Below are 20,398 nucleotides of genomic sequence, written 5' to 3'. Positions count from 1 at the left end.
AACAATTTTGACTCAATGCGGATCGGACTCGCTTCCCCCGATAAAATTCGTGAGTGGTCGCACGGCGAAGTGAAAAAGCCGGAGACCATCAACTACCGCACGCTCAAACCGGAGCGCGACGGCCTCTTTTGCGAGCGCATCTTCGGACCGACGCGCGACTGGGAGTGCCACTGCGGCAAGTACAAGCGTATCCGCTACAAGGGCGTTGTCTGCGACCGCTGCGGCGTCGAGGTGACGCGCGCAAAGGTGCGCCGCGAGCGCATGGGGCATATCGAACTCGCAGCGCCCGTCTCGCATATCTGGTATTTCAAGGGCATTCCGAGCCGCATGGGCCTCATCCTCGATGTATCCCCGCGCTCGCTCGAGAAAGTCCTCTATTTCGCTTACTATATCGTTGTTGATCCGGGCGAGACCGATCTCAAGAAGAAGGACCTGCTCTCCGAGCGCGAGTATCACGATGCGCTCGAAAAGTACGGCAATACCTTCCGCGTCGGCATGGGCGCCGAGGCGATCAAGGAGCTCCTGGAGGAGCTCGATCTCGAGCAGATGAGCGAGCAGCTGCGCAGCGATGTTCGGACGACATCCGGGCAAAAGAGAGTGCGCGCGATCCGTCGGCTTGAGGTGGTCGAGGCGTTCCGGAAATCCGGCAACCGCCCTGCGTGGATGATTATGGATGTCGTGCCGGTCATTCCGCCCGATCTGCGCCCGATGGTACAGCTCGACGGCGGCCGCTTTGCGACCTCCGACCTCAACGATCTCTACCGCCGCGTCATCAACCGCAACAACCGCCTGCGCCGCCTGCTCGATCTCGGTGCGCCTGATATCATCGTACGCAACGAGAAGCGCATGCTGCAGGAGGCGGTGGATGCGCTGATTGACAACGGCCGCCGCGGCCGCCCGGTCACGGGCCCCGGCAACCGCGCACTGAAATCCCTCTCGGATATGCTCAAGGGCAAGCAGGGGCGGTTCCGCCAGAATCTGCTCGGCAAGCGCGTGGACTACTCGGGACGCTCCGTTATCGTTGTCGGCCCGGAGCTGAAGCTCCATCAGTGCGGCCTGCCGAAGGAGATGGCGCTCGAGCTCTTCAAGCCGTTCGTCATGAAGAAACTGCAGGCGGACGGCGCCGCGCACAACATCAAATCGGCAAAGCGCATGGTCGAGCGCGCGCGCCCCGAGGTCTGGGACGTGCTCGAAGATGTCATCAAGGAGCACCCCGTGCTCCTCAACCGCGCGCCGACGCTGCACCGCCTCGGCATTCAGGCATTCGAGCCGGTGCTCACCGAGGGCCGTGCGCTGAAGCTGCATCCTCTGGCGTGTACGGCGTACAACGCGGACTTTGACGGCGACCAGATGGCGATCCATCTGCCGCTGTCGGCGGAAGCGCAGACCGAGGCACGCGTCCTCATGCTCGCGGCGAATCACATCCTCGCGCCGAAGGACGGCAAGCCGATCATCGTCCCCTCGCAGGACATGGTGCTCGGCTCCTACTACCTCACGAAGGTACGGCCCGGTGCGAAGGGCGAGGGCAAGGTCTTTACGGGCATCTCCGAGGCGCTGCTTGCGTATCAGGAGAAGGTGCTCGATCTGCAGGCGGAGATCCGCGTGCAGGTTGAGGGCTACGGCCTTGTCCGGAGTTCTCTCGGACGCCTTATTTTCAGCGAGATCCTGCCCAACGAACTCCGTCATTACAGACAGGATGCGGAGACCGGCGAGTGGAGCCTCGGTGTTCTCATGAACAAGAAGGAACTCGGCAAGCTCGTCGCCAACTGCTACGATCACTTCGGCGCGACCAAGACAGCCGAGGTCATCGACCATGTGAAAAATCTCGGCTACCACTACGCCTGCATCGCAGGCATGACGGTCGCCGTCTCCGACGTCATCGTCCCGCCGAAGAAAAAGGAAATCATCGCGGATACGCAGGCGCAGGTCAACAAGGTCGAGCGTCAGTTCGGCCGCGGTCTGATTACCGAGGACGAGCGCTACAAGAAGGTCGTCCAGCTCTGGACGAAGGCGACAGATGACGTAGCAGACGCCATGATGGAGAACATGGACCCGTTCAACCCCATCTTCATGATGGCGGACTCCGGCGCGCGCGGAAACAAGCAGCAGATGCGCCAGCTCGCAGGCATGCGCGGACTCATGGCGGATCCCTCGGGCAAGATCATCGATCTTCCGATTACGGCGAACTTCCGCGAGGGACTCACCGTCTCCGATTACTTCATCTCCTCGCACGGCGCACGCAAAGGCCTTGCCGATACGGCGCTGCGTACGGCGGACTCGGGCTATCTCACCCGCCGTCTCGTCGACGTGGCGCAGGATGTCATCGTCCGCGAAGAGGACTGCGATGTTACGGCGATCAACCTCATGCAGGTGCGCGCGCGGCTCGCAGAGTCGACTTTTGACGCACTGGAACTCCTTGTGGACAGCCTGATGGGCCGCCTGCTTGCCGCGGTGGTCTATGATCCCAAGACCAAGGATGTCCTCTATCCGCAGGATACCGTGCTCGATGACGAGGTCCTCGAGACCATCGGCGAGCGCGATGTCCGCGAGATCATGGTGCGCGGTTCCTCCGTCAATGTGGAGGGCGCCGTCAGCAATGCGATGATCACAGAGAGCATCACGCTCGGCGAGCCGGATGCGCGCAAGCGCAAGAAGGCACGCACGGCGGTCATTCGCGAGCTGAGCGGCAAGGAAGTCGTGCGCGAGGCCGTCACCGAAGAAGGAACCGTCCTCGCCGGCGAGGGCACGGTGCTCACGGACAAAATGGTGGATGCCATCCTTAATTCGGAACTGCATGAACTCCATATCCGCAACAACAATGTGCGCGGCATTGAGGTCGAGGCGATCACTGAGGGGACCGGAGTCATCGAGTCCCTCGCCGACCGCATCGTCGGACGCGTGCTCGCAGAGGACGTTGTGGACGAAGCGACGGGCGAGGTGATCGCCCATATCAACGACCCCGTGGACGAGGAACTCGCGAAGCGGATCGAAGGCGTCCGCAAACGCGTCTCCATCCGCAGCGTGCTGACCTGCAAATCGCAGTTCGGCGTCTGCATGAAGTGCTATGGACGGGATCTCGCCAATCAGGCAGAGGTCGAGATCGGCGAGGCAGTCGGCATTATCGCCGCGCAGTCGATCGGCGAACCGGGCACGCAGCTCACGATGCGCACGTTCCACTCGGGCGGCGTCGCGGGCGACGACATCACCCAGGGTCTGCCGCGCGTCGAGGAGCTCTTTGAGGCGCGCAAGCCCAAGCACAACGCGATCATCGCGGAGAACGAGGGCGTCGCTGCGATTGAAGATACCGGCAAGGGAATGCGTACGGTGACGATTACGCCGGAGGGCGGCGTCCCGCGTGAGTATACCGTGCCGTTCGGCGCACGCATGGCCGTGCGCGACGGGGCAGTGCTGAAGCCCGGCGATAAGATCACCGAGGGATCGATCAACCCCCATGATATTCTGCGCGTCTGCGGACTGCAGGCGACCCAGCGCTACCTTGTCTACGAGGTGCAGAAGGTTTATAAGTCGCAGGGTGTTGAGATCAACGACAAGCACATCGAGGTCATGGTGCGGCAGATGCTGCACAAGGTCAAGATCGAAGAGGCCGGCACGACGGAGTTCCTGCCGGGTGAGTACATCGAGATCAACACGTTCGAGGCGGCGAATACGAAGGCGATCGAGGAGGACGGCGAGCCCGCCGTGGCAAAACCAATCCTGCTCGGCATCACGAAGGCATCGCTCGCGACGGATTCCTTCCTCTCGGCGGCCTCCTTCCAGGAGACCACGCGCGTCCTGACAGACGCCGCGATCAAGGGGAAGATCGACCCGCTCGTGGGGCTCAAGGAGAATGTCATTATCGGCAAGCTCATCCCCGCAGGCACGGGCATGACCCGTTACCGCAACCTCGACATCATCGATCATGCCCCCGCTCCGGTACAGGAACCGGAGGAGGAGATCGTCGAAGAAGTGTATGAGGAAGTCGATCTTTCGCGTCTGGAGCATCTGACGAACTGAATGTCTGTAATTTGATGAAAGAAGCTTTGTCGACCTGTTTTTGAAAATAGGTTGACGAAGCTCTTTTTTCTGTGTAGAATAGCAACGTGTAAAAAGAAGGAGCGATTACCATGACATCTCTTGATGATAAGTTCTTTTCCGTTCGTAACACAACACGCATGGCACTCTGCATCGCGCTCATCTGCGTGAGTGCCTACATTGCGATCCCCGTGCCGTTCATGGCACCGCTGACGATGCAGACCTTCGTCATGTGTCTTGCGGCGCTTGTCCTGACGCCGCGGCAGACGGCAGTGGTCATCGCCGGCTACACGGTGCTCGGAGCAATCGGTCTGCCCGTGTTCGCGGGCGGCGTCGGCGGACTCGGGATCATCTTCGGACCGCGCGGCGGCTTCTTCATCGGCTTCCTCGCCGCCTACACGCTGATGAGCATGCTGAAGGGGAAAGAGCCGTCCTTTGCGCGCTATGCGGTTGTGGGAGCGCTTGTGAGTGTGCCCGTCACCTATGCGATCGCGACGCTCTGGCTGACGATTCTCTTTGGGGATAAATTTGCCGGCATCGTCGCCGCCTTTATGGCGCTCGTGCAGTATATCCCCGGCGATCTTATCAAGGCAGTCGCGGCTGCCGCGCTCGGCGTCACGTTGAATCGCCGCCTGCGCTATTTCTGAGAATCAATGCAAAAAGGGCGGTACGAATGTGAAATTCACATTCGTACCGCCCTTTTGCATCCAATGTATTATTTGCAGATGCGGTCGATCCAGTTGAAGAGTTCGTCGAGGTCGTAGTCGCCGCCATGTCCCTGTCCCCATGGAACGGCAAAGTCCACATCGATGCCCGCGTTCTGCAGGCGCAGGGCGAGGACGGCGGGCACTGCGAGTGCTGTGTCGCGGTCCTTTGCGCCGTGGCGGATGCGGAAGTGCGGCGCCGTCTTGACGCCCGCTGTGCCGATGTAGCCGAGTGGGTTCATGCGGCGAATATCCTCATCGGGAGCGAGATCGCCGTGTGCGGGATCGTATCGGCGCGCGAAGTCTGTAAAGTGGCGCGGGACGTTTGCCGTCGTGCCGAACACATCGTTCTCGCCGGAGCTGCGGTCGAGTTTGTCGAATGCGGGCGCGGCCTTCAGGCGTGTTGCCCATGCGGCGTATTTTGCGAGGTCGACATTCGCGGCTTTGCCGTCCCTGACGGTGAACCAGTCCGCACCGCCAAGATCCGCCTTGCGGTCAAGCGCGCTCTGCACGGAGGCTTGATAGAGCGCCTTGACGTATTCGGCAAAGCTGCCCGTGCCGTCCGGATTGAGCAGCATGGGGCTGCCGGATGCGTCCTTGAGCCCGAGGCTGTTCAGATAGGCGGGATAGAGTTCCTTGAGCCGCGCGGAGGCGGTGCTCTGCTCCTCGGTCATCGGCGCGGCCGCCCCCTCTGCCGGCGCATTCAACGGACGGTTCACGGCCGTATTGCCGGACGATGCGACGCCGGCTGCGGGCGGCATGCTGCCCTTGGCACTCTGATGATAGTCATTTACGCCTGCAAAGATCCACTCGTATGCCATATCGGCATGATCGAGATCGGTGATGGGGCAGTAGCAGCTCGCTGCGTAGATATCGTCGCGTCCGCCTGCGGCGCCGATCTCAGCGAGTGCGTCGGCATAGTCCGCGCTGCCGCCCGTCGCGCCGAGGAGCGCGGAGAGCGCGCCGCCCGCGCTTGTGCCGTTGGCGATAATGCGGTCGGTATTGCCCGCCGGCAGACGCGCGGCGTTGTAGCGCAGATACTGTACGGCTGCCTTGTAGTCGACGACGAGAGAGGGGGCCTTGCCGATATAGGAACCGGACGCATCTTTATCCGTGCGTCCGCGGATCGCGGGCGCAGCGACGACGAGGCCGCGCGAGAGTGCGATCAGAGATGCGTTCGGCGCGCCCGTCATGCGGGAACGCTCGGACGGCTCCTGAATCTCGCCCGGCATATAGCCGCCGACGCCGTTCGGCAGGAAGATCGGCGCGGTCTTTGCCGTATAGCCGTTTATCGTGCCGCCCGTGAGATAGGCAGCGGGGATGAAGATGCTCATGCGCTGGCGCGCGGCATCCTTCGGCAGCGCGGCATAGGGAATGTTGCGATAGGCGCGGAATGCGACCGGCTTTCCGTTCACGACGAGTGTTTCGTCGGTGTACGAGGAGGGATCAAAAGCGAGGTTTGCCATATTTGCTCCGGCAAGCGCGGTGAGGACCTCTGCAGCCTCGCCCGAGAGCGGGGGAAGCGGCAGCGCCGGCGTTCCTGCCTCCGTCGCATATGCACTGGAGACCGGAAGCGTGAGACACGCGCCGAGAACGGCGATTTTGAAAAGAGAGCGTTTTTTCATGAGATATCCTTTACAGGGAGTTATGCCTTCGGCGTCATGTCCGCATCGCGCAGCGTGCCTTCCTTTGCGCGGCCCGCGAATTCTGCCGTCGCGGTAAAGAGGACGTCGGTGGAGCTGTTGAGCGCGGTCTCGCAGGAGTCCTGCAGAACACCGATGATGAAGCCGACCCCGACAACCTGCATCGCGATGTCGTTGCTGATGCCGAACGAGGAGCAGGCAACGGGGATGAGGAGCAGCGAACCGCCCGCGACACCCGATGCGCCGCATGCGCCGATGGTGGCGATGAGGCACAGCAGAAGCGCGGTCGGCAGATCCACATGGATGCCGAGCGTATTCGCTGCGGCGAGCGAGAGAATCGCAATCGTGATCGCTGCGCCGCTCATGTTGATGGTCGCACCGAGCGGAATGGAGATGGAGTAGACCTCGGGATTGAGTCCGAGGCGCTTGCACAGCTGCAGGTTGACCGGAATGTTTGCTGCGGAGCTGCGCGTGAAGAATGCGTAGATGCCGCTCTCGCGCAGGGTCGTAAAGACAAGCGGGAACGGGTTGCGGCGGATGTGCGCCCAGACAATGATCGGATTCATGATGAGTGCGACGGAGAAGAATGCGCCGAGCAGAACGGCAAGCAGCTGAAGGTAGCTGATGAGGGCATCCACGCCGCTCGTACCGACAGCATCCGCGACGAGACCCATGATGCCGAACGGGGCAAAGCGGATGACCCAGAGCACGATCTGTGTCATGACGACGGCAAAATCATGGACGGTGTTCTTTGTGGTCGGACTTGCTTTCTGCAGCGCCACACCGGCGAGGACACTCCATGCGAGGATGCCGATGTAGTTGGCGTTTGCGATGGCGTGGAGCGGGTTGTCGACGACGTTGAGGATGAGGTTGTGAACGACCTCGATGATGCCGCTCGGCGGAGTGACCGTCGCATCGGCGACAACCAGATGCAGCGTAGACGGGAAGGCAAAGGAGAATGCAACCGCGACGACGGACGCGAGGAAGGTTGCGATGACGTAGAGGCGCACGATGGGCTTCAGCGCTGCGCCTGCACCGACGGTGCGCTGCGCCATGGCGTTCATGACCAGGACGAAGACGAGGATCGGTGCGACGCCCTTCAGGGCGCGGACGAAGACATCGCCGAGCACGGCGACGATGGGGATGGCGGCGGGCGCATAAAGCGCGATGAAGATGCCGATGATGAGTCCGACAGCGATGAGCTTGATGAGCGCTGTCTCACGGTACTTGCGGCTGATGTTGCTGAGCAAAAAAGATTCCTCCCTTTCGGATGAAAAAATATCCTCTATTATAACAGAACGGGGGCGCCTTGTCACCGTTTTGTTCGGCGCACGGCTATGCTTCGGTGCGTGCCAGCTCCTCCAGGCAGCGGGCGACGGCATCCTGCCACGCGGGGAGACGGCGGAACCCCGCCGCATCGAGGCTCGCCTTGCTGAGGCGCGAGTTTTTCGGGCGCACAGCTTTCGTCGGGTAGGCATGCGAGGGGACGGAGGTGACGTTGACGCTCCTGCCGGCAGCACGGAAGATCTCGGCGGCGAACTCCGCCCAGGAGCAGAAGCCCTCGTTCGTTGCGTGATAGATGCCGTACTTCTCGCTCTCTAGCATATCTGCGAGCAGGGGAGCGAGATCGTGCGTGTAGGTTGGTGAGCCGATCTGATCGCCGACGATGGAGAGACTCTTGTGTGTCTCAGAGAGCGCAAGCATCGTCTTGACGAAGTTCCTGCCGTATGCGCCGAAGACCCACGAGATGCGCACGATGAAATATCTGTCGAGATGTGCCTGCACCGCCTCCTCGCCCATGCGCTTTGAGGCGCCGTAGACATTGCGCGGGCCGGTCGCGGCATCCGTCTCATAGGGCTCTGTTCCCGTGCCCGGGAACACATAGTCCGTGCTGATATAGAGGAACTTCGTGTTCCTCTCCTGGGCGAGGCGTGCGAGGATTTCGGTTCCCGCTGCGTTGACGAGGCGGCAGAGTGCCGGCTCGTCCTCCGCCTGATCGACCGCTGTATATGCCGCCGCATGGAGGATGGCATCGGGCGCGAACGTGTCGAGCACACCGCGCATCGCCGTCTCATCCGAGAGGGGGAACATCCGCGAGGAGACGCCGTATACCTCGTGCCCGCGCGCCTTGCATGCCTGTACGCAGTCTCGGCCCAGCTGTCCGGTTGCGCCTGTGATGAGGATTTTCATAGCGATCCGCCTTTCTTTTTATATTTCCTTTATTGTATCATAAAAAGGCGCTGTCCGTGTATGCTGCGGACAGCGCCTCGCTGGTATACATTATGGAACATCGGCCTCCGGTACGGTCGGGATGGTGAGCGTGATCGTCGTACCTTCGTCCACCGCACTCTGGAGGGCGATCTTGATGTCGTGACGCTCCGCGATCCAACGTGCGATCGAGAGCCCGAGTCCCGAGCCGCCCGTCTCCTTTGTACGCGAGGAATCCACGCGGTAGAATCGGTCGAAAATATGCGCCTGATGTTCGGGCGCGATTCCGATGCCGTCGTCCGAGAGCGTCACCATGACCTCGGAACCGTCCGCGGAAAGTACGGAGCAGGCGTGGATGTGACCGCCGGGGGGCGTATATTTCAGACTGTTTTCGAGGAAAATGCGCAGCAGCTGGCGCAGCAGAACGGGATCCGCGTTGACGATCGCGGGAGCGTTTGCGCCGAGCGTGACCTCATGCGAGGGCGTGACCATCTGCATCTTCTCGATCGTATCGGCGAGGAGTTCGGCCAGATCCACATCTTCCTTGTTGACGGCCTGACGCTTCTGATCAGCGCGCGCGAGGAAGAGCAGCTTTTCGATGAGCTGCTGCATATTCTCCGCCTCCGAGCGGATGGAGGTGATGCCCTCATCGAGGATGTTCTTATCCTCGCGGCCCCAGCGCGCGAGCATGTCGGAGTAGCCGAGGATCACCGTGAGCGGCGTGCGCAGCTCGTGCGAAGCATCGGAGACAAAGCGCTGCTCCTGCTGGAATCCTTCCTGCAGACGGTCTAGCATGCGGTTGAATGTGCGGGCGAGCTCGGAGAGCTCATCGCGCGCGCGCGGCACGTCGAGGCGCCGGCCGAGGCGTTCCACCTCAATGCTGCGCGCTGTCCATGTGATCTCGCGGATCGGCTTTAAGATGCGCGTGCTGATGAAATGTCCCGCAATGAGCGCGAGGACAAAGCAGATGGCAACCGTATAGAAGATCAGCCGTTGAAGTGAATAGAAAAAGTCCTTTTCTGTGGTGATCGTACGGAAGAAATGAACGTGATAGACAATGCCGCCGTATTCGACGTCGCGGCGCGCGTGATAGACCGCGCCGTTGCGGAATTCGGAGACCTCCATGTCGGGATTCGCCCAGAAGGGCGTCGTGATCTGCCCGCTTTCGATGGTTTCGATCGATGGGAAATGCGCATCCGTATCGAGGACGACACGCCCCGTGCTGTCCGTGATGCGAACGATGACGCCGGGAATGACCGGCCCCTCAAACCAGAACTTGGCCTCAGTCGCATGTCCGCTCTCGATGTTGCTCATCACATGGCGAATGCTGCGGTCGAGATCGACCTCCGCCTGCCGGTAAAAATAGATGTACGCGCCAATCCCCAGAATCGCCGTCGAGAGAATGAGTACGAAAAAGAGGATTGCCGCGTACAGCAGGGTAATCTTCGTTGAGATGCGGATGTAAAAGTAGCGATCGATCCAGTGAGCCAGGCGTGCCCTAGTCGCGTACCACATATCCGACACCCCGCACCGTGTAGATGTACTTCTTGTTGAAGCGGTCATCCAGCTTAGCGCGCAGGTAACGGATGTAGACGTCGACGACATTGGTTTCGCCTGTGTAGTCGAATCCCCATACCTCCTGCAGGATTTGATCGCGCGTCAGAACGGTGCGCTTGTTGCGCAGGAGATACTCGAGCAGATCGTATTCGCGCTTCGTGAGCGCCACGGTCTCGCCGTCCACCTGTACCTCGTAGCGGGAGAGGAACATGATGAGGTTCTTCACCGTGAGACGGTCCGAGGCATCCTCGGTCGAGATGTCGCGGCGGCGCAGCGCATTCTTGAGGCGCGCAATCAGCTCCGGCACGGCGAACGGTTTCGTGATATAATCGTCTGCGCCGATGTCGAGTCCCTCGACGCGGTCCTCTACCGCATCCTTTGCCGTCAGCATGATGATGGGCACGTTGGTCACCGCGCGGACACGCCGGCAGATCTCAATGCCGTCCATGCCGGGCAGCATCACATCGAGCAGAATAATGTCGAAATTCTCTTGGATGATGCGCTCGTACGCACGCGTACCGTTCCCCTCGGTCTCTGCCTCAAAGCCCTCGTGTTCCAGCTCCATCTGCAGGAAGCGCGCAATGCGTGTCTCATCCTCTACAATGAGGACCCGTGTCTTTTCGTCCATAATAATCCACCTCGTCATTCCTTAAGGAAACGCGGATAAAATAAACCATATGCTTATCAGCACTTCCTTTAATATGTCCCTACTATATATGAATACAGAGAAAATGAAAAGGCAAAAATGAGAAATATAATCGACTTTTAACGCGGGTGATTTTCATGCGTTTTTCTTGACAACATGCTCCTTCCAGTATAAAACAAAATGAGAACGTATAGAAAACGGAGGAACCAGAGTGGAACAGACGGGACGGCTTTATCTCTGCGGAACGCCCATCGGCAACCTCGGCGACATCACCTACCGCGCCGTTGAGACACTGCGTGCAGCGGACTGCATCGCGGCCGAGGACACGCGGCACACGCGCGCGCTGCTCGCGCACTATGACATCCATACGCCGATGACGAGCTACTACGAGCACAATAAGGATGCCAAGGGACCGGAACTCATCGCGCGGCTTCTTGCAGGTGAGACCATCGTCTGTGTCAGCGATGCAGGGCTGCCGGGCATTGCCGACCCCGGCGGCGATCTTGCGCAGCGCGCCATTGCCGAGGGGATTCTCGTCACGCCTCTGCCGGGGGCGAACGCGGCGCTCTCCGGTCTCATCTGCGCGGGGCTTCCGCTGGAGGGCTTTGTCTTCGTCGGGTTTCTCCCACGCAAAGACAAGAAGCGCAGGGAGCTCCTCGCACGTATTGCAGGATATCCCGAGACGCTCATCTTCTACGAGGCGCCGCACCGCCTGCGTGAGACACTCGCGGTCCTCGCGGAGACACTCGGAGCGGAGCGGCGCGCATGCGCCGCGCGCGAGCTCACGAAAAAGTTCGAGGAGTTCCGCCGCATGATGCTCGGCGAACTCCTCACGCATTATCGGGAGAACGAACCGCGCGGCGAGTTCGTCCTCATTGTTGCAGGAGCGGACAAGAGTACTGCCGCCGCTGCGGATGCGGCGGAGGCGACCCTCATGGAGCGCTACGAGGCACATATCGCCGCGGGACTCGACAAGAAGGAGGCCATGCGCCGCACCGCGCAGGAACTCGGCATCTCGCGCAGGGAGGTATATCAGGCGGTATTGGTGGGGGACGATGACTCCCACTGAAGATTGATGATTTTCGTCAAACGGTATATAATCTTTCTAATCACGATTATTATAATCGTGATTAGAAAGATAAGTACTGCCGTCTGGTGGAATTCCTTTATCAGAATTTGCTTTAAAAATCATAATGAAAAGGAGCCCTATGATCGAAACAATGCCTTTGTTTGAATGTTTTCCTCCTGCCTACGACGAAAAACTGTCCTTTGCAGACGATACATATCGCTCGATCGATCTCTTTGCGGGCATCGGGGGGATTCGTAAGGGCTTTGACAATGCGTTTGGTGATGCGATCCGTACCGTATTTGTCAGTGAGTGGGATGAACACGCGCAAAAGACCTACCGTGCAAATTACAACGATTCCTTCGAGATTGCGGGCGACATTACGAAGATCGCCGCAGAGGAGATTGCCCCCTTTGATATCTGTCTGGCGGGATTTCCGTGTCAGGCATTTTCGATGGCGGGCAGACACATGGGGTTCGAGGATAACTATGCCGGGATGTGTCGGGGAACGCTCTTTCTTGATGTTGTCCGCATCTGTGATTATCATCGTCCCAAGGTGATTTTTTGTGAAAATGTCAAGGGCCTGACCATCCATGACAAGGGACGTACCTTTCGGGTGATACAGGAAGCATTCTGTCAGATCGGCTATACCGTATACAGCAAGGTTTTGAACAGCAAGGACTTTGGTGTGCCGCAAAACCGTGAACGCATCTATATTGTTGCCTTTCGGAATGATATTGACAGTACGGGGTTCGCATTTCCCGAGGGGCATGATTCAAACACGACCATTCGTGATATCATGGAAGCGGAAGAAGTCAGTGTAAAATACTACCTCTCGACTGTCTACCTTGCCTCGCTGCGCCGCCACAAGGCACATCATGAGGCACTCGGACACGGATTCGGCTACGAGGTTCGAGAGCTTGACGGACAGGCGGGCGCGATTGTCTGCGGAGGGATGGGACGGGAGCGCAATCTCATTGTCGACAAGCGTCTCACGAACTTTACCCCTGTTACCCGCATCAAGGGCGCGGTCAACCGCGAGGGCATCCGCAAGATGACCCCGCGCGAATGGGCGCGTTTGCAGGGCTTTCCCGATGACTTTCTGCTGCCGCTTGCCGATACGCATCTTTACAAGCAGCTTGGCAACAGTGTGACCGTTAATGTGATCGAGGCGATTGCCTGGAACATCAGGGAGGTGCTTACTCATGACCGTACATTCTCAGGAGAGCGCAGTCAAGGCGAATCAGGGGGAGTGGAGTGAACTCTACGTGCTCGTCCATCTGCTCGGAACGGGACGGCTCTACGCGGCGGACGCGGAACTCAATGCGCTCGCAGATTGCTTCTTTCCTATCCTCAAAGTCATGCGCAGTGAGGACGAAGATCGGCAGATTGATATGACTGTGCGCGATCATGGTGTGGAGATTACCTGCAACGGGATGGCGGTTCACACGGTCAAGAGGTCGTTGCTGACCTCCTATGCGAAGGCTCTGCTCGACGCAATACGCGTGGGCAGGGGGGCCTTCGCCATTCCACTTGCGGCGGAGGTTATGGAACACCTTTCCATCTGCAAGGTCAAGGCTTCCTCCGCAGAGAAAGCGGACATCACCATGCTGCTGCACGATATTCATACGGGCATTGAAAACGTCTTTGCGTTCTCGATCAAATCGTATATCGGGGCAGCCCCAACCCTCCTCAATGCCTCAAAATCGACAAATTTCGTATTTGCGGTGGAGGGGCTGGATGGGGCGGATATTTCCCGCATCAACGCTATTGAGGGAAGAAAAAAACTGCTGGAGCGGATGCAGGAGATCTCTGCGGCGGGTGGCAGCCTCCGCTATATCCGTCCTGCAAGCGACATGTTTCGGAACAATCTCAGCTTCATTGATATGTCGTTTGACCGTCTTCTTGCCGCATTGCTGCTTGAAAGCTATCACAGCGGCGAACTCAACTGCCGCAAACTCCTGCAAACCGTTGCGGAAGCCAACCCGTTCCATGTTGCCGATCCGCAGAAACTCTATGAATACAAATTCAAAAAGTTTCTCTGCGCCGTTGCACTCGGAATGCAGCCTGCCAAAGCGTGGTCGGGGACGGAGGATGCGTCGGGCGGCTACATCATTGCGCGTGCGGATGGCGCTGTTGTTGCCTATCATATCTACAACCGAAATTTCTTCGAGGAATATCTTCTTTGCAGCACACGATTGGAGAGAGCGTCGTCTTCGCGGAACGACTACTGCTGCATCTACGAGGTGGACGGCATTCACTACATCAATCTGAATTTGCAGATTCGATTCAAGGATCATGGATAAACTGACACAGAAACAGCGCAGGAAGTGTATGCGCCGTGTCCGTGCGAAGGATACGAAGCCGGAGATTGCCCTGCGGAAAGGCCTCTGGAAGCGAGGCGTTCGTTACCGTAAGAATGTCCGTGCGCTCCCCGGGACACCGGACATTGTGCTCGCGGGGCGAAAGATTGCAATCTTTGTCGATGGGGATTTTTGGCACGCACGCGGACATCGGGAGAATCCGGGCGAGGAAGTGGCGAGCAATCAGTCCTTTTGGCGGGCAAAACTCGCCCGCAATGTCGAGCGCGACCGCGAGGTGAACGACTCACTGACCGAGATGGGGTGGCTTGTTCTGCGGTTTTGGACGAGCGACATAGAGAAGGATCTTGCCGGTGTGCTTGCCGTGATTGACGAATATCTATAGGCGGCGCAGGTTGTCACTGCGCCGCGCGTATGCTACTATATAGTATATCAAATCGAAACGAGGCATGATTTATGAGCGGAAAGACTCCATTTTACATTACCACACCAATTTACTACCCGAGCGCCAAACTCCACATCGGCCATGCCTACTGCACCACTGTTGCGGACACGATTGCGCGGTTCAAGCGGCTCGCGGGCTGCGATGTGTTCTTTCTGACCGGCTCGGATGAGCACGGGCAAAAGATTCAGCAGGCGGCGGAGAAGGAGGGGGTGACGCCCCTTCAGTACGTCGACCGCATTGTCGCGGGCTTTCAGGAACTCTGGCGGCTGCTCGGCATCTCCTATGACGACTTCATTCGCACCTCCGAGCCGCGCCATTATGAGCTCGTACAGAATATTTTTCAGCAGATCTACGATCAGGGTGACATTTACAAGGGGGCGTACAAGGGGCTCTACTGCACGCCGTGCGAGAGCTACTGGACGAAGCTGCAGCTGGACGAGAACGGCTGCTGCCCCGACTGCCACCGCCCCGTGCAGGAGGTTGCGGAGGAGGCATACTTCTTCCGCATGAGCAAATATGCGGACCGCCTCATCGCCTATATCAACGAGCACCCCGACTTCATCCAGCCCGTCTCGCGCCGCAACGAAATGATTGCCTTCATTGAGCAGGGACTTGAGGACCTCTGCGTTTCGCGCACCTCGTTCGACTGGGGCATCCCCGTGCCGTTCGACCCGAAGCACGTCGTCTACGTCTGGTTCGACGCGCTTACGAACTACCTTACGCCGATCGGCTATCTGCATGACAAGGAAAAGTTCAGCAAATACTGGCCCGCAGACGTCCATCTCGTCGGCAAGGAGATCGTGCGCTTCCATACGATCATCTGGGGCTGCATGCTCATGGCGCTCGGCCTTGACCTGCCGAAAAAGGTCTACGGGCACGGCTGGCTCATCGTGGATGGCGCGAAGATGTCGAAGTCGGTCGGCAACGTCGTCGACCCGATTGCGCTCATCGAGGAGTTCGGCGCGGATGCCGTGCGCTACTTCCTCCTGCGCGAGATCACGCTCGGACAGGACGGCAACATCTCGCGCGATGCGCTGATCGGGCGCATCAACTCCGATCTCGCAAACGACCTCGGCAACCTCCTCCACCGCACGCTCTCGATGGCGAAGAAGTACCGCAAGGGCGTCATCGCAAAGGGCACGGGGCGCACGGACTTCGACGCGGCACTTGAGGAGATGGCGCAGGAGACCGTCAAGACCTACACGGAGCAGATGGAACAGATGGAACTGTCGGCGGCGATCAAGACGGCGTGGGCACTGATTTCGCGCACGAATAAGTACATCGACGAGACCGCGCCGTGGACACTCGCGAAGGATGAGGCGAAGGCGGCGGAGCTCGACGCCGTGCTCTATCATCTCGTCGAGTCGCTGCGCATTACGAGCATCCTCATCTCGCCGTTCCTGCCTGTGACCGCGCGCCGCATTCACGCTCAGCTGGGCTTTGCCACGGACTTTGATGCGGTGCAGCTCTCCGATGCTGCGTGGGGCGGCCTGCCTGACGGCCACGCGGTCGGCACGGCAGAGCAGTTGTTCCCGCGCATTGAGACTGAATGATGATGGAGCTGATCGACACACACGCTCATCTTTATGACGAGCGATTCGCAGACGATTTGCCCGAGACGATCGCACGCGCGGCAGAGGCGGGCGTCGGGCAGATCATCAGCATGGGCGATACGATGGCGGCGTCCGCGCAGGCAGTTGCAGACGCGGAGCGCTATCCCGCGCTCTACGCTGCCGTCGGCATTCACCCTGAGAGCGCCTGCGCGCCGACGGACGAGATGCAGGAGCAGCTCCTCGCATGGGCAAAGCATCCGAAGGTCGTCGCGATCGGTGAGATCGGCCTCGACTACTACTGGGAAAAAGACCCGGAGCGGCGTGCCCTCCAACGGGAACTTTTCACGGTGCAGCTTCGGCTTGCGCGTGCGGCCGGGCTGCCTGTCTGCATTCATGACCGCGAGGCGCACGGCGATACACTCGCCATTCTAAAAGCGGCGGGAGAGGGGCTCACGGGCGTGCTGCACTGCTACTCGGGCAGCATCGAGACGGCGCGCGAACTCTGGAAGATGGGGTTCTGCATCGGCATCGACGGTCCGCTCACGTTCAAGAATGCGGCGAAGCTGCCCGATATCGTGCGCGAGGCGCCGCGCGATAAGCTCCTCATCGAGACGGACAGTCCCTACCTCGCGCCCGTACCCCTGCGCGGCAAGCGCAACGAACCCGCCTACGTCGTTCATGTCGCGGCGAAGATTGCCGAGATCCGCGGCGAGACGGTCGAGGAGGTTGCGCGCTATACAACAGAGAATGCACGCCGCCTTTATCCGAAAATTGTTTAATATTATTCTTTCGTGAACAATCGCCCTGCGCGTGGAGAGAATCTCCATGCGCAGGGCTCCTTTTTTGGGACGAATTTCCCTAAAGTGGTGAATAAAATGAGAAAATCGCTCTCAATTTTAGGTCGAATCCCATTTTTCATGAAAAATTCAGCTTAAAGTGGGAAAATGCTGTCAGAAAAGGAGGAATTCTATGCACCTGAAAGATGTAGGGCATTTTATTCAGACAAAGAAAAATACGATCTTCTGTGCCACCCTGGCGGGCATGATGCTGCTCTCCAGCGGCTTTACGATGAACGGCTTTCCGAAGAACATGCACCGCGTGAGCGTGCATGTCGACGGCGAGACTCTTACCGATATGACGGTGCAGACGAAACCGGCTGATATTTTTGCAAAGCTTGGCGTAACGCTCGGCGATAAGGATACCTACGAGGTCACACAGAGCGAGGACCAGCGCCGCACCGAGATCTCCGTGCGCCGCGCGGTGCCCGTGAGCATCTCGTTCTGGGGCGATACGCAGCAGGTCTTAACGAGCGGCCGTACCGTCGGCGACGTCATGGCGGAGTATGGCTATAATATGAACGAGATCGACGTTGTGCCGGGTGTGGATACCCCCATAACGGAGAACCTCTCGATCCAGCTTAAGGAGAACGAACAGGCCGCAGAGCAGCGCCGTGCACGTGAGCGCGAGGCAGAGCGCGTCAGCCGCGGGATTCCCCGCTACCGTGCGGCCTATACGATGCATGCATCCGCGTATCTCCCCAGCGACGGGGGCGGCAGCGGCATTACGGCGACCGGCATCCCTGCACGACATGGTGTCGTTGCCGTCGACCCGAACGTCATCCCGCTCGGCTCGCGGCTCTTCATTCCCGGCTACGGCGAGGCGATCGCCGCGGATACCGGCGGCGCGATCGTCGGCAACAAGATCGATCTCTGCATGGAGAGCTATGATGAGGCGATCCAGTTCGGACGCCGGAATGTTGAGGTATATGTCCTCGAGTAGGATCCATCTGCAAGCAAAGAATCACTGCAAGATAATTCACGCAGCGATTCTTTTTTTTGTTGACAAGAACTCATTTCAGTGTTACTATTTTATCGTACCTTAAAACTTCATATTGAATTGGATCAAGTGCAGGGGTTTTGACATCATCAAAGCCTCAATGCTTCATAGGGAATCCGGTATAGGAATCATTGATTTCATAAGCCGGAGCGGTCACGCCACTGTAACAGGGAGTGATTCCGCACGCCAATTGAGTTGGCAGTCACTGGAGAGCGATCTCTGGGAAGATGCGGAAGAACGATGAACTGGAGCCAGGAGACCTGCTTGATTAACAATCACCGATTGACCTGCGAGTGATGGGGATGGAGATTTTGCGGATTCGTACCGCTCGTATAGAGAGTTTGGCATCTGGGACCAAACGGCACGAGAACTGAGTAACGATACCGAAAAAGCCCGTTCTGCACACCGCGGAATGGGCTTTTTCTTTTGTCCCGCTTCCCGGTGCTGCGTGAACGATCCTGAGGAGATCTGTGTGCATGTGAAAAGGCCTCCATGCATAGAGATTTCCCCGGGATGAAGGAGTATGCGCTCCTTGGGGAAACATTGCTCATCTTTTCAGTTCTCGTTTTCCCCCTGCGTGGGGGTACGCTCTGAGGGTGGAAGCTCAGAGCGATTTTTTTATCAAAAAACCATCTTCGGGTGGTTTTTAGAGAGGTTGGATTTGTCTGACTTCCCTTATCATATAAAGGAGGACGTACTATGCCGGAAGAAAAAGAACGGTCGAGCGACGAAGAGCTTCAGGAACTGTTGAAGAAATCGGCGGATGTTGAGAATTTCCCCGATGTCACGCTCGATGAATTCACTCCGCCGACGGATGAGGAGTGGAAGGAAGCCTGTGAGGCGCTTCTCAAGGGGGCGCCGTTTGAGAAGGTCATGTTCACGAAGACCTACGAGGGCATTACCTTCGATCCCATGTATACGAGAAAGCACACAGAGGCGATCCTGCCAAAAAGTGTGATGCCCGGCATGGGCGACTACCTGCGCGGCGTCGATCCGGCGGGGTATATCGGCAAGCCCTGGGGCATCGCACAGGCATGCGACGAGACGCTGCCCGCAGAGAACAACGAGCTCCTGCGTCATGAGAATGATAAGGGCTCGACCATCTATCACATTGTGCTCGACAGCGCGACGCGTGCGGGCGTTGATGCGCGTCAGGCACCGCATGTCGGCGATATCGGCACGAGCGTGACGACGGTCGATGATATGCATACGCTGCTCGAGGGACTGGATCTCGGGAAATTCCCCCTCTACATCTACGCAGGGGCGAATGCGCTTCCGATTCTCTCTCTTGTTGCGGCGGCGCGCCGTGCAGCAGGAGAGGATATGTCGAATGTCCGCGGCATCATCGGTGCCGACCCGATCGGCGCGCTTGCTGCCGACGGTAAACTCGACGCGCCGATCGCGGCATATTATGACAGCCTTGCCGCTGCAGCCCGATGGGCGAGCACGAACGCACCGCATCTCCGGACGATCTTCGTTCGCAGCGATGTTTACAGCAACGGCGGCGCGAGCGATGTGCAGGAGGTTGCCTCGGTCCTTTCGACGGCGGCTGCATATCTGCGTGCCCTCTGCGAGCGCGGGCTCACGATCGACGAGGCGGCGTCGCAGATCGCGTTCGGCTTCTCGATGGGCGCGAACTTCTTCCTGCAGATTGCAAAGCTGCGCGCTGTGCGTCCGATCTGGGCACAGATCGTGAAGGCGTTCGGAGGCAATGCCGAGTCGCAGAAGATGCGCATTCACGCGCGTCCTGCACTCTTCTTCAAGACCGTTTACGATCCGTATGTCAACATGCTTCGCAACACGACGGAGATCTTCTCGGGCGTTGTGGGCGGCATCGACTCCTTTGAGAGCGCGCCGTTCGACGAGCCCATCCGCAAGGGAGACGAGTTCTCGCGCCGCATTGCGCGCAACATTCAGATCATGCTCCAGGAGGAGTTCGGCATGCTGCAGCCGATCGATCCTGCGGGCGGTTCGTGGGCGGTTGAGACCCTCACGCGCCAGATGAAGGAGAAGATCTGGGCAGAGTTCCAGAGCATCGAGAAGAGCGGCGGCATCCTTGAGGCGCTCCGCAGTGGCTCTGTACAGGAGGGCATCGCAAAGATTCTTGCGGACCGCTTTAAGAATGCGGATCTGCGCAAGGACCGCATCGTCGGCAACAATATGTATCCGAATATGACGGAGACGCTGCTCGACCGCCGTGAAGAGGATACGGCTGCGATGAAGCAGGCGCGCAGGGAGGCGATTGACAGCTATCTCTCCGACATTGATGTGAAGCACTGCAAGAATTCCCTCGAGGCATTCCGCGCAGACCACTCCGTCGTGAACGGTATCGAGGCGGCATTTGCGGGCGCGACCATCGCCGAGCTGATGGCGGCGGTCACCGAGGG

Annotated in this window: 14 protein-coding genes, 1 pseudogene and 1 riboswitch; of the genes and pseudogenes, 10 read left to right on the top strand and 5 right to left on the bottom strand. The window is 59.0% G+C overall.

The annotated features are described in order from the left end of the window. Nucleotides 1-15: 15 nt before the first annotated feature. Nucleotides 16-4,014, top strand: a complete 3,999-nt coding sequence (rpoC, locus tag HMPREF7545_RS06540; RefSeq protein ID WP_006694917.1) for a DNA-directed RNA polymerase subunit beta' — start codon at nt 16-18, stop codon at nt 4,012-4,014. Between the two features lie 110 nt (nt 4,015-4,124). After that, on the top strand, nt 4,125-4,679 hold the full coding sequence (locus tag HMPREF7545_RS06535) for a biotin transporter BioY (protein WP_006695979.1): 555 nt from the start codon (nt 4,125-4,127) through the stop codon (nt 4,677-4,679). Between the two features lie 68 nt (nt 4,680-4,747). On the opposite strand, the gene HMPREF7545_RS06530 is transcribed toward HMPREF7545_RS06535, so the two are convergent. From HMPREF7545_RS06530 to HMPREF7545_RS06510, 5 genes are all read right to left on the bottom strand, one after another. Further along, on the bottom strand, nt 4,748-6,361 hold the full coding sequence (locus HMPREF7545_RS06530) for a subtype B tannase (protein WP_006694915.1): 1,614 nt from the start codon (nt 6,359-6,361) through the stop codon (nt 4,748-4,750). Between the two features lie 20 nt (nt 6,362-6,381). After that, nucleotides 6,382-7,629, bottom strand: a complete 1,248-nt coding sequence (gene sstT, locus HMPREF7545_RS06525; protein WP_006694914.1) for a serine/threonine transporter SstT — start codon at nt 7,627-7,629, stop codon at nt 6,382-6,384. Between the two features lie 85 nt (nt 7,630-7,714). Continuing rightward, nucleotides 7,715-8,569 (bottom strand): dTDP-4-dehydrorhamnose reductase, encoded by an 855-nt coding sequence (gene rfbD / locus HMPREF7545_RS06520; protein ID WP_006694913.1) that lies wholly within the window; start codon nt 8,567-8,569, stop codon nt 7,715-7,717. 90 nt (nt 8,570-8,659) lie between these two features. Next, nucleotides 8,660-10,102, bottom strand: coding sequence for a sensor histidine kinase (locus HMPREF7545_RS06515; protein ID WP_006694912.1), 1,443 nt, complete (start codon nt 10,100-10,102; stop codon nt 8,660-8,662). Beyond that, nucleotides 10,086-10,772, bottom strand: a complete 687-nt coding sequence (locus HMPREF7545_RS06510) for a response regulator transcription factor (protein WP_006695974.1) — start codon at nt 10,770-10,772, stop codon at nt 10,086-10,088. The genes HMPREF7545_RS06515 and HMPREF7545_RS06510 overlap by 17 nt, the downstream gene beginning before the upstream one ends. 229 nt (nt 10,773-11,001) lie before the next feature. On the opposite strand from HMPREF7545_RS06510, the gene rsmI reads away from it, so the two are divergent. From rsmI to HMPREF7545_RS06470, 8 genes and pseudogenes are all read left to right on the top strand, one after another. Then, on the top strand, nt 11,002-11,859 hold the full coding sequence (gene rsmI / locus HMPREF7545_RS06505; RefSeq protein ID WP_006694910.1) for a 16S rRNA (cytidine(1402)-2'-O)-methyltransferase: 858 nt from the start codon (nt 11,002-11,004) through the stop codon (nt 11,857-11,859). A 139-nt stretch (nt 11,860-11,998) separates the two neighbouring features. Next, nucleotides 11,999-13,117, top strand: coding sequence for a DNA (cytosine-5-)-methyltransferase (dcm, locus tag HMPREF7545_RS06500; protein WP_248681279.1), 1,119 nt, complete (start codon nt 11,999-12,001; stop codon nt 13,115-13,117). Further along, entirely contained in the window at nt 13,062-14,162 is a 1,101-nt protein-coding gene (locus HMPREF7545_RS06495) for an HpaII family restriction endonuclease (protein WP_006694908.1), read from the top strand. The genes dcm and HMPREF7545_RS06495 overlap by 56 nt, the downstream gene beginning before the upstream one ends. After that, nucleotides 14,155-14,562: a very short patch repair endonuclease gene (locus HMPREF7545_RS06490; RefSeq protein ID WP_006694907.1), complete on the top strand. Its 408-nt coding sequence runs from the start codon at nt 14,155-14,157 to the stop codon at nt 14,560-14,562. The genes HMPREF7545_RS06495 and HMPREF7545_RS06490 overlap by 8 nt, the downstream gene beginning before the upstream one ends. A gap of 71 nt (nt 14,563-14,633) precedes the next feature. Beyond that, nucleotides 14,634-16,175, top strand: a complete 1,542-nt coding sequence (gene metG, locus HMPREF7545_RS06485) for a methionine--tRNA ligase (RefSeq protein ID WP_006694906.1) — start codon at nt 14,634-14,636, stop codon at nt 16,173-16,175. After that, nucleotides 16,172-16,954, top strand: a complete 783-nt coding sequence (locus tag HMPREF7545_RS06480; RefSeq protein ID WP_006694905.1) for a TatD family hydrolase — start codon at nt 16,172-16,174, stop codon at nt 16,952-16,954. Before metG ends, HMPREF7545_RS06480 begins: the two co-directional genes overlap by 4 nt. Nucleotides 16,955-17,144: 190 nt before the next feature. Further along, nucleotides 17,145-17,954 (top strand): G5 and 3D domain-containing protein, encoded by an 810-nt coding sequence (locus HMPREF7545_RS06475; RefSeq protein WP_006694904.1) that lies wholly within the window; start codon nt 17,145-17,147, stop codon nt 17,952-17,954. A 107-nt stretch (nt 17,955-18,061) separates the two neighbouring features. Continuing rightward, nucleotides 18,062-18,293, top strand: a riboswitch (cobalamin riboswitch). A gap of 417 nt (nt 18,294-18,710) precedes the next feature. Further along, nucleotides 18,711-20,398: pseudogene (locus tag HMPREF7545_RS06470) on the top strand (acyl-CoA mutase large subunit family protein); the annotation flags it as partial.

The organism is Centipeda noxia ATCC 43541, from assembly GCF_000160555.1.
Classification (GTDB): Bacteria; Bacillota; Negativicutes; order Selenomonadales; family Selenomonadaceae; genus Centipeda; species Centipeda noxia.
The sequence above is the reverse complement of the archived record's forward strand: the minus strand, read 5'-3'. Positions and strand labels throughout refer to the sequence as shown.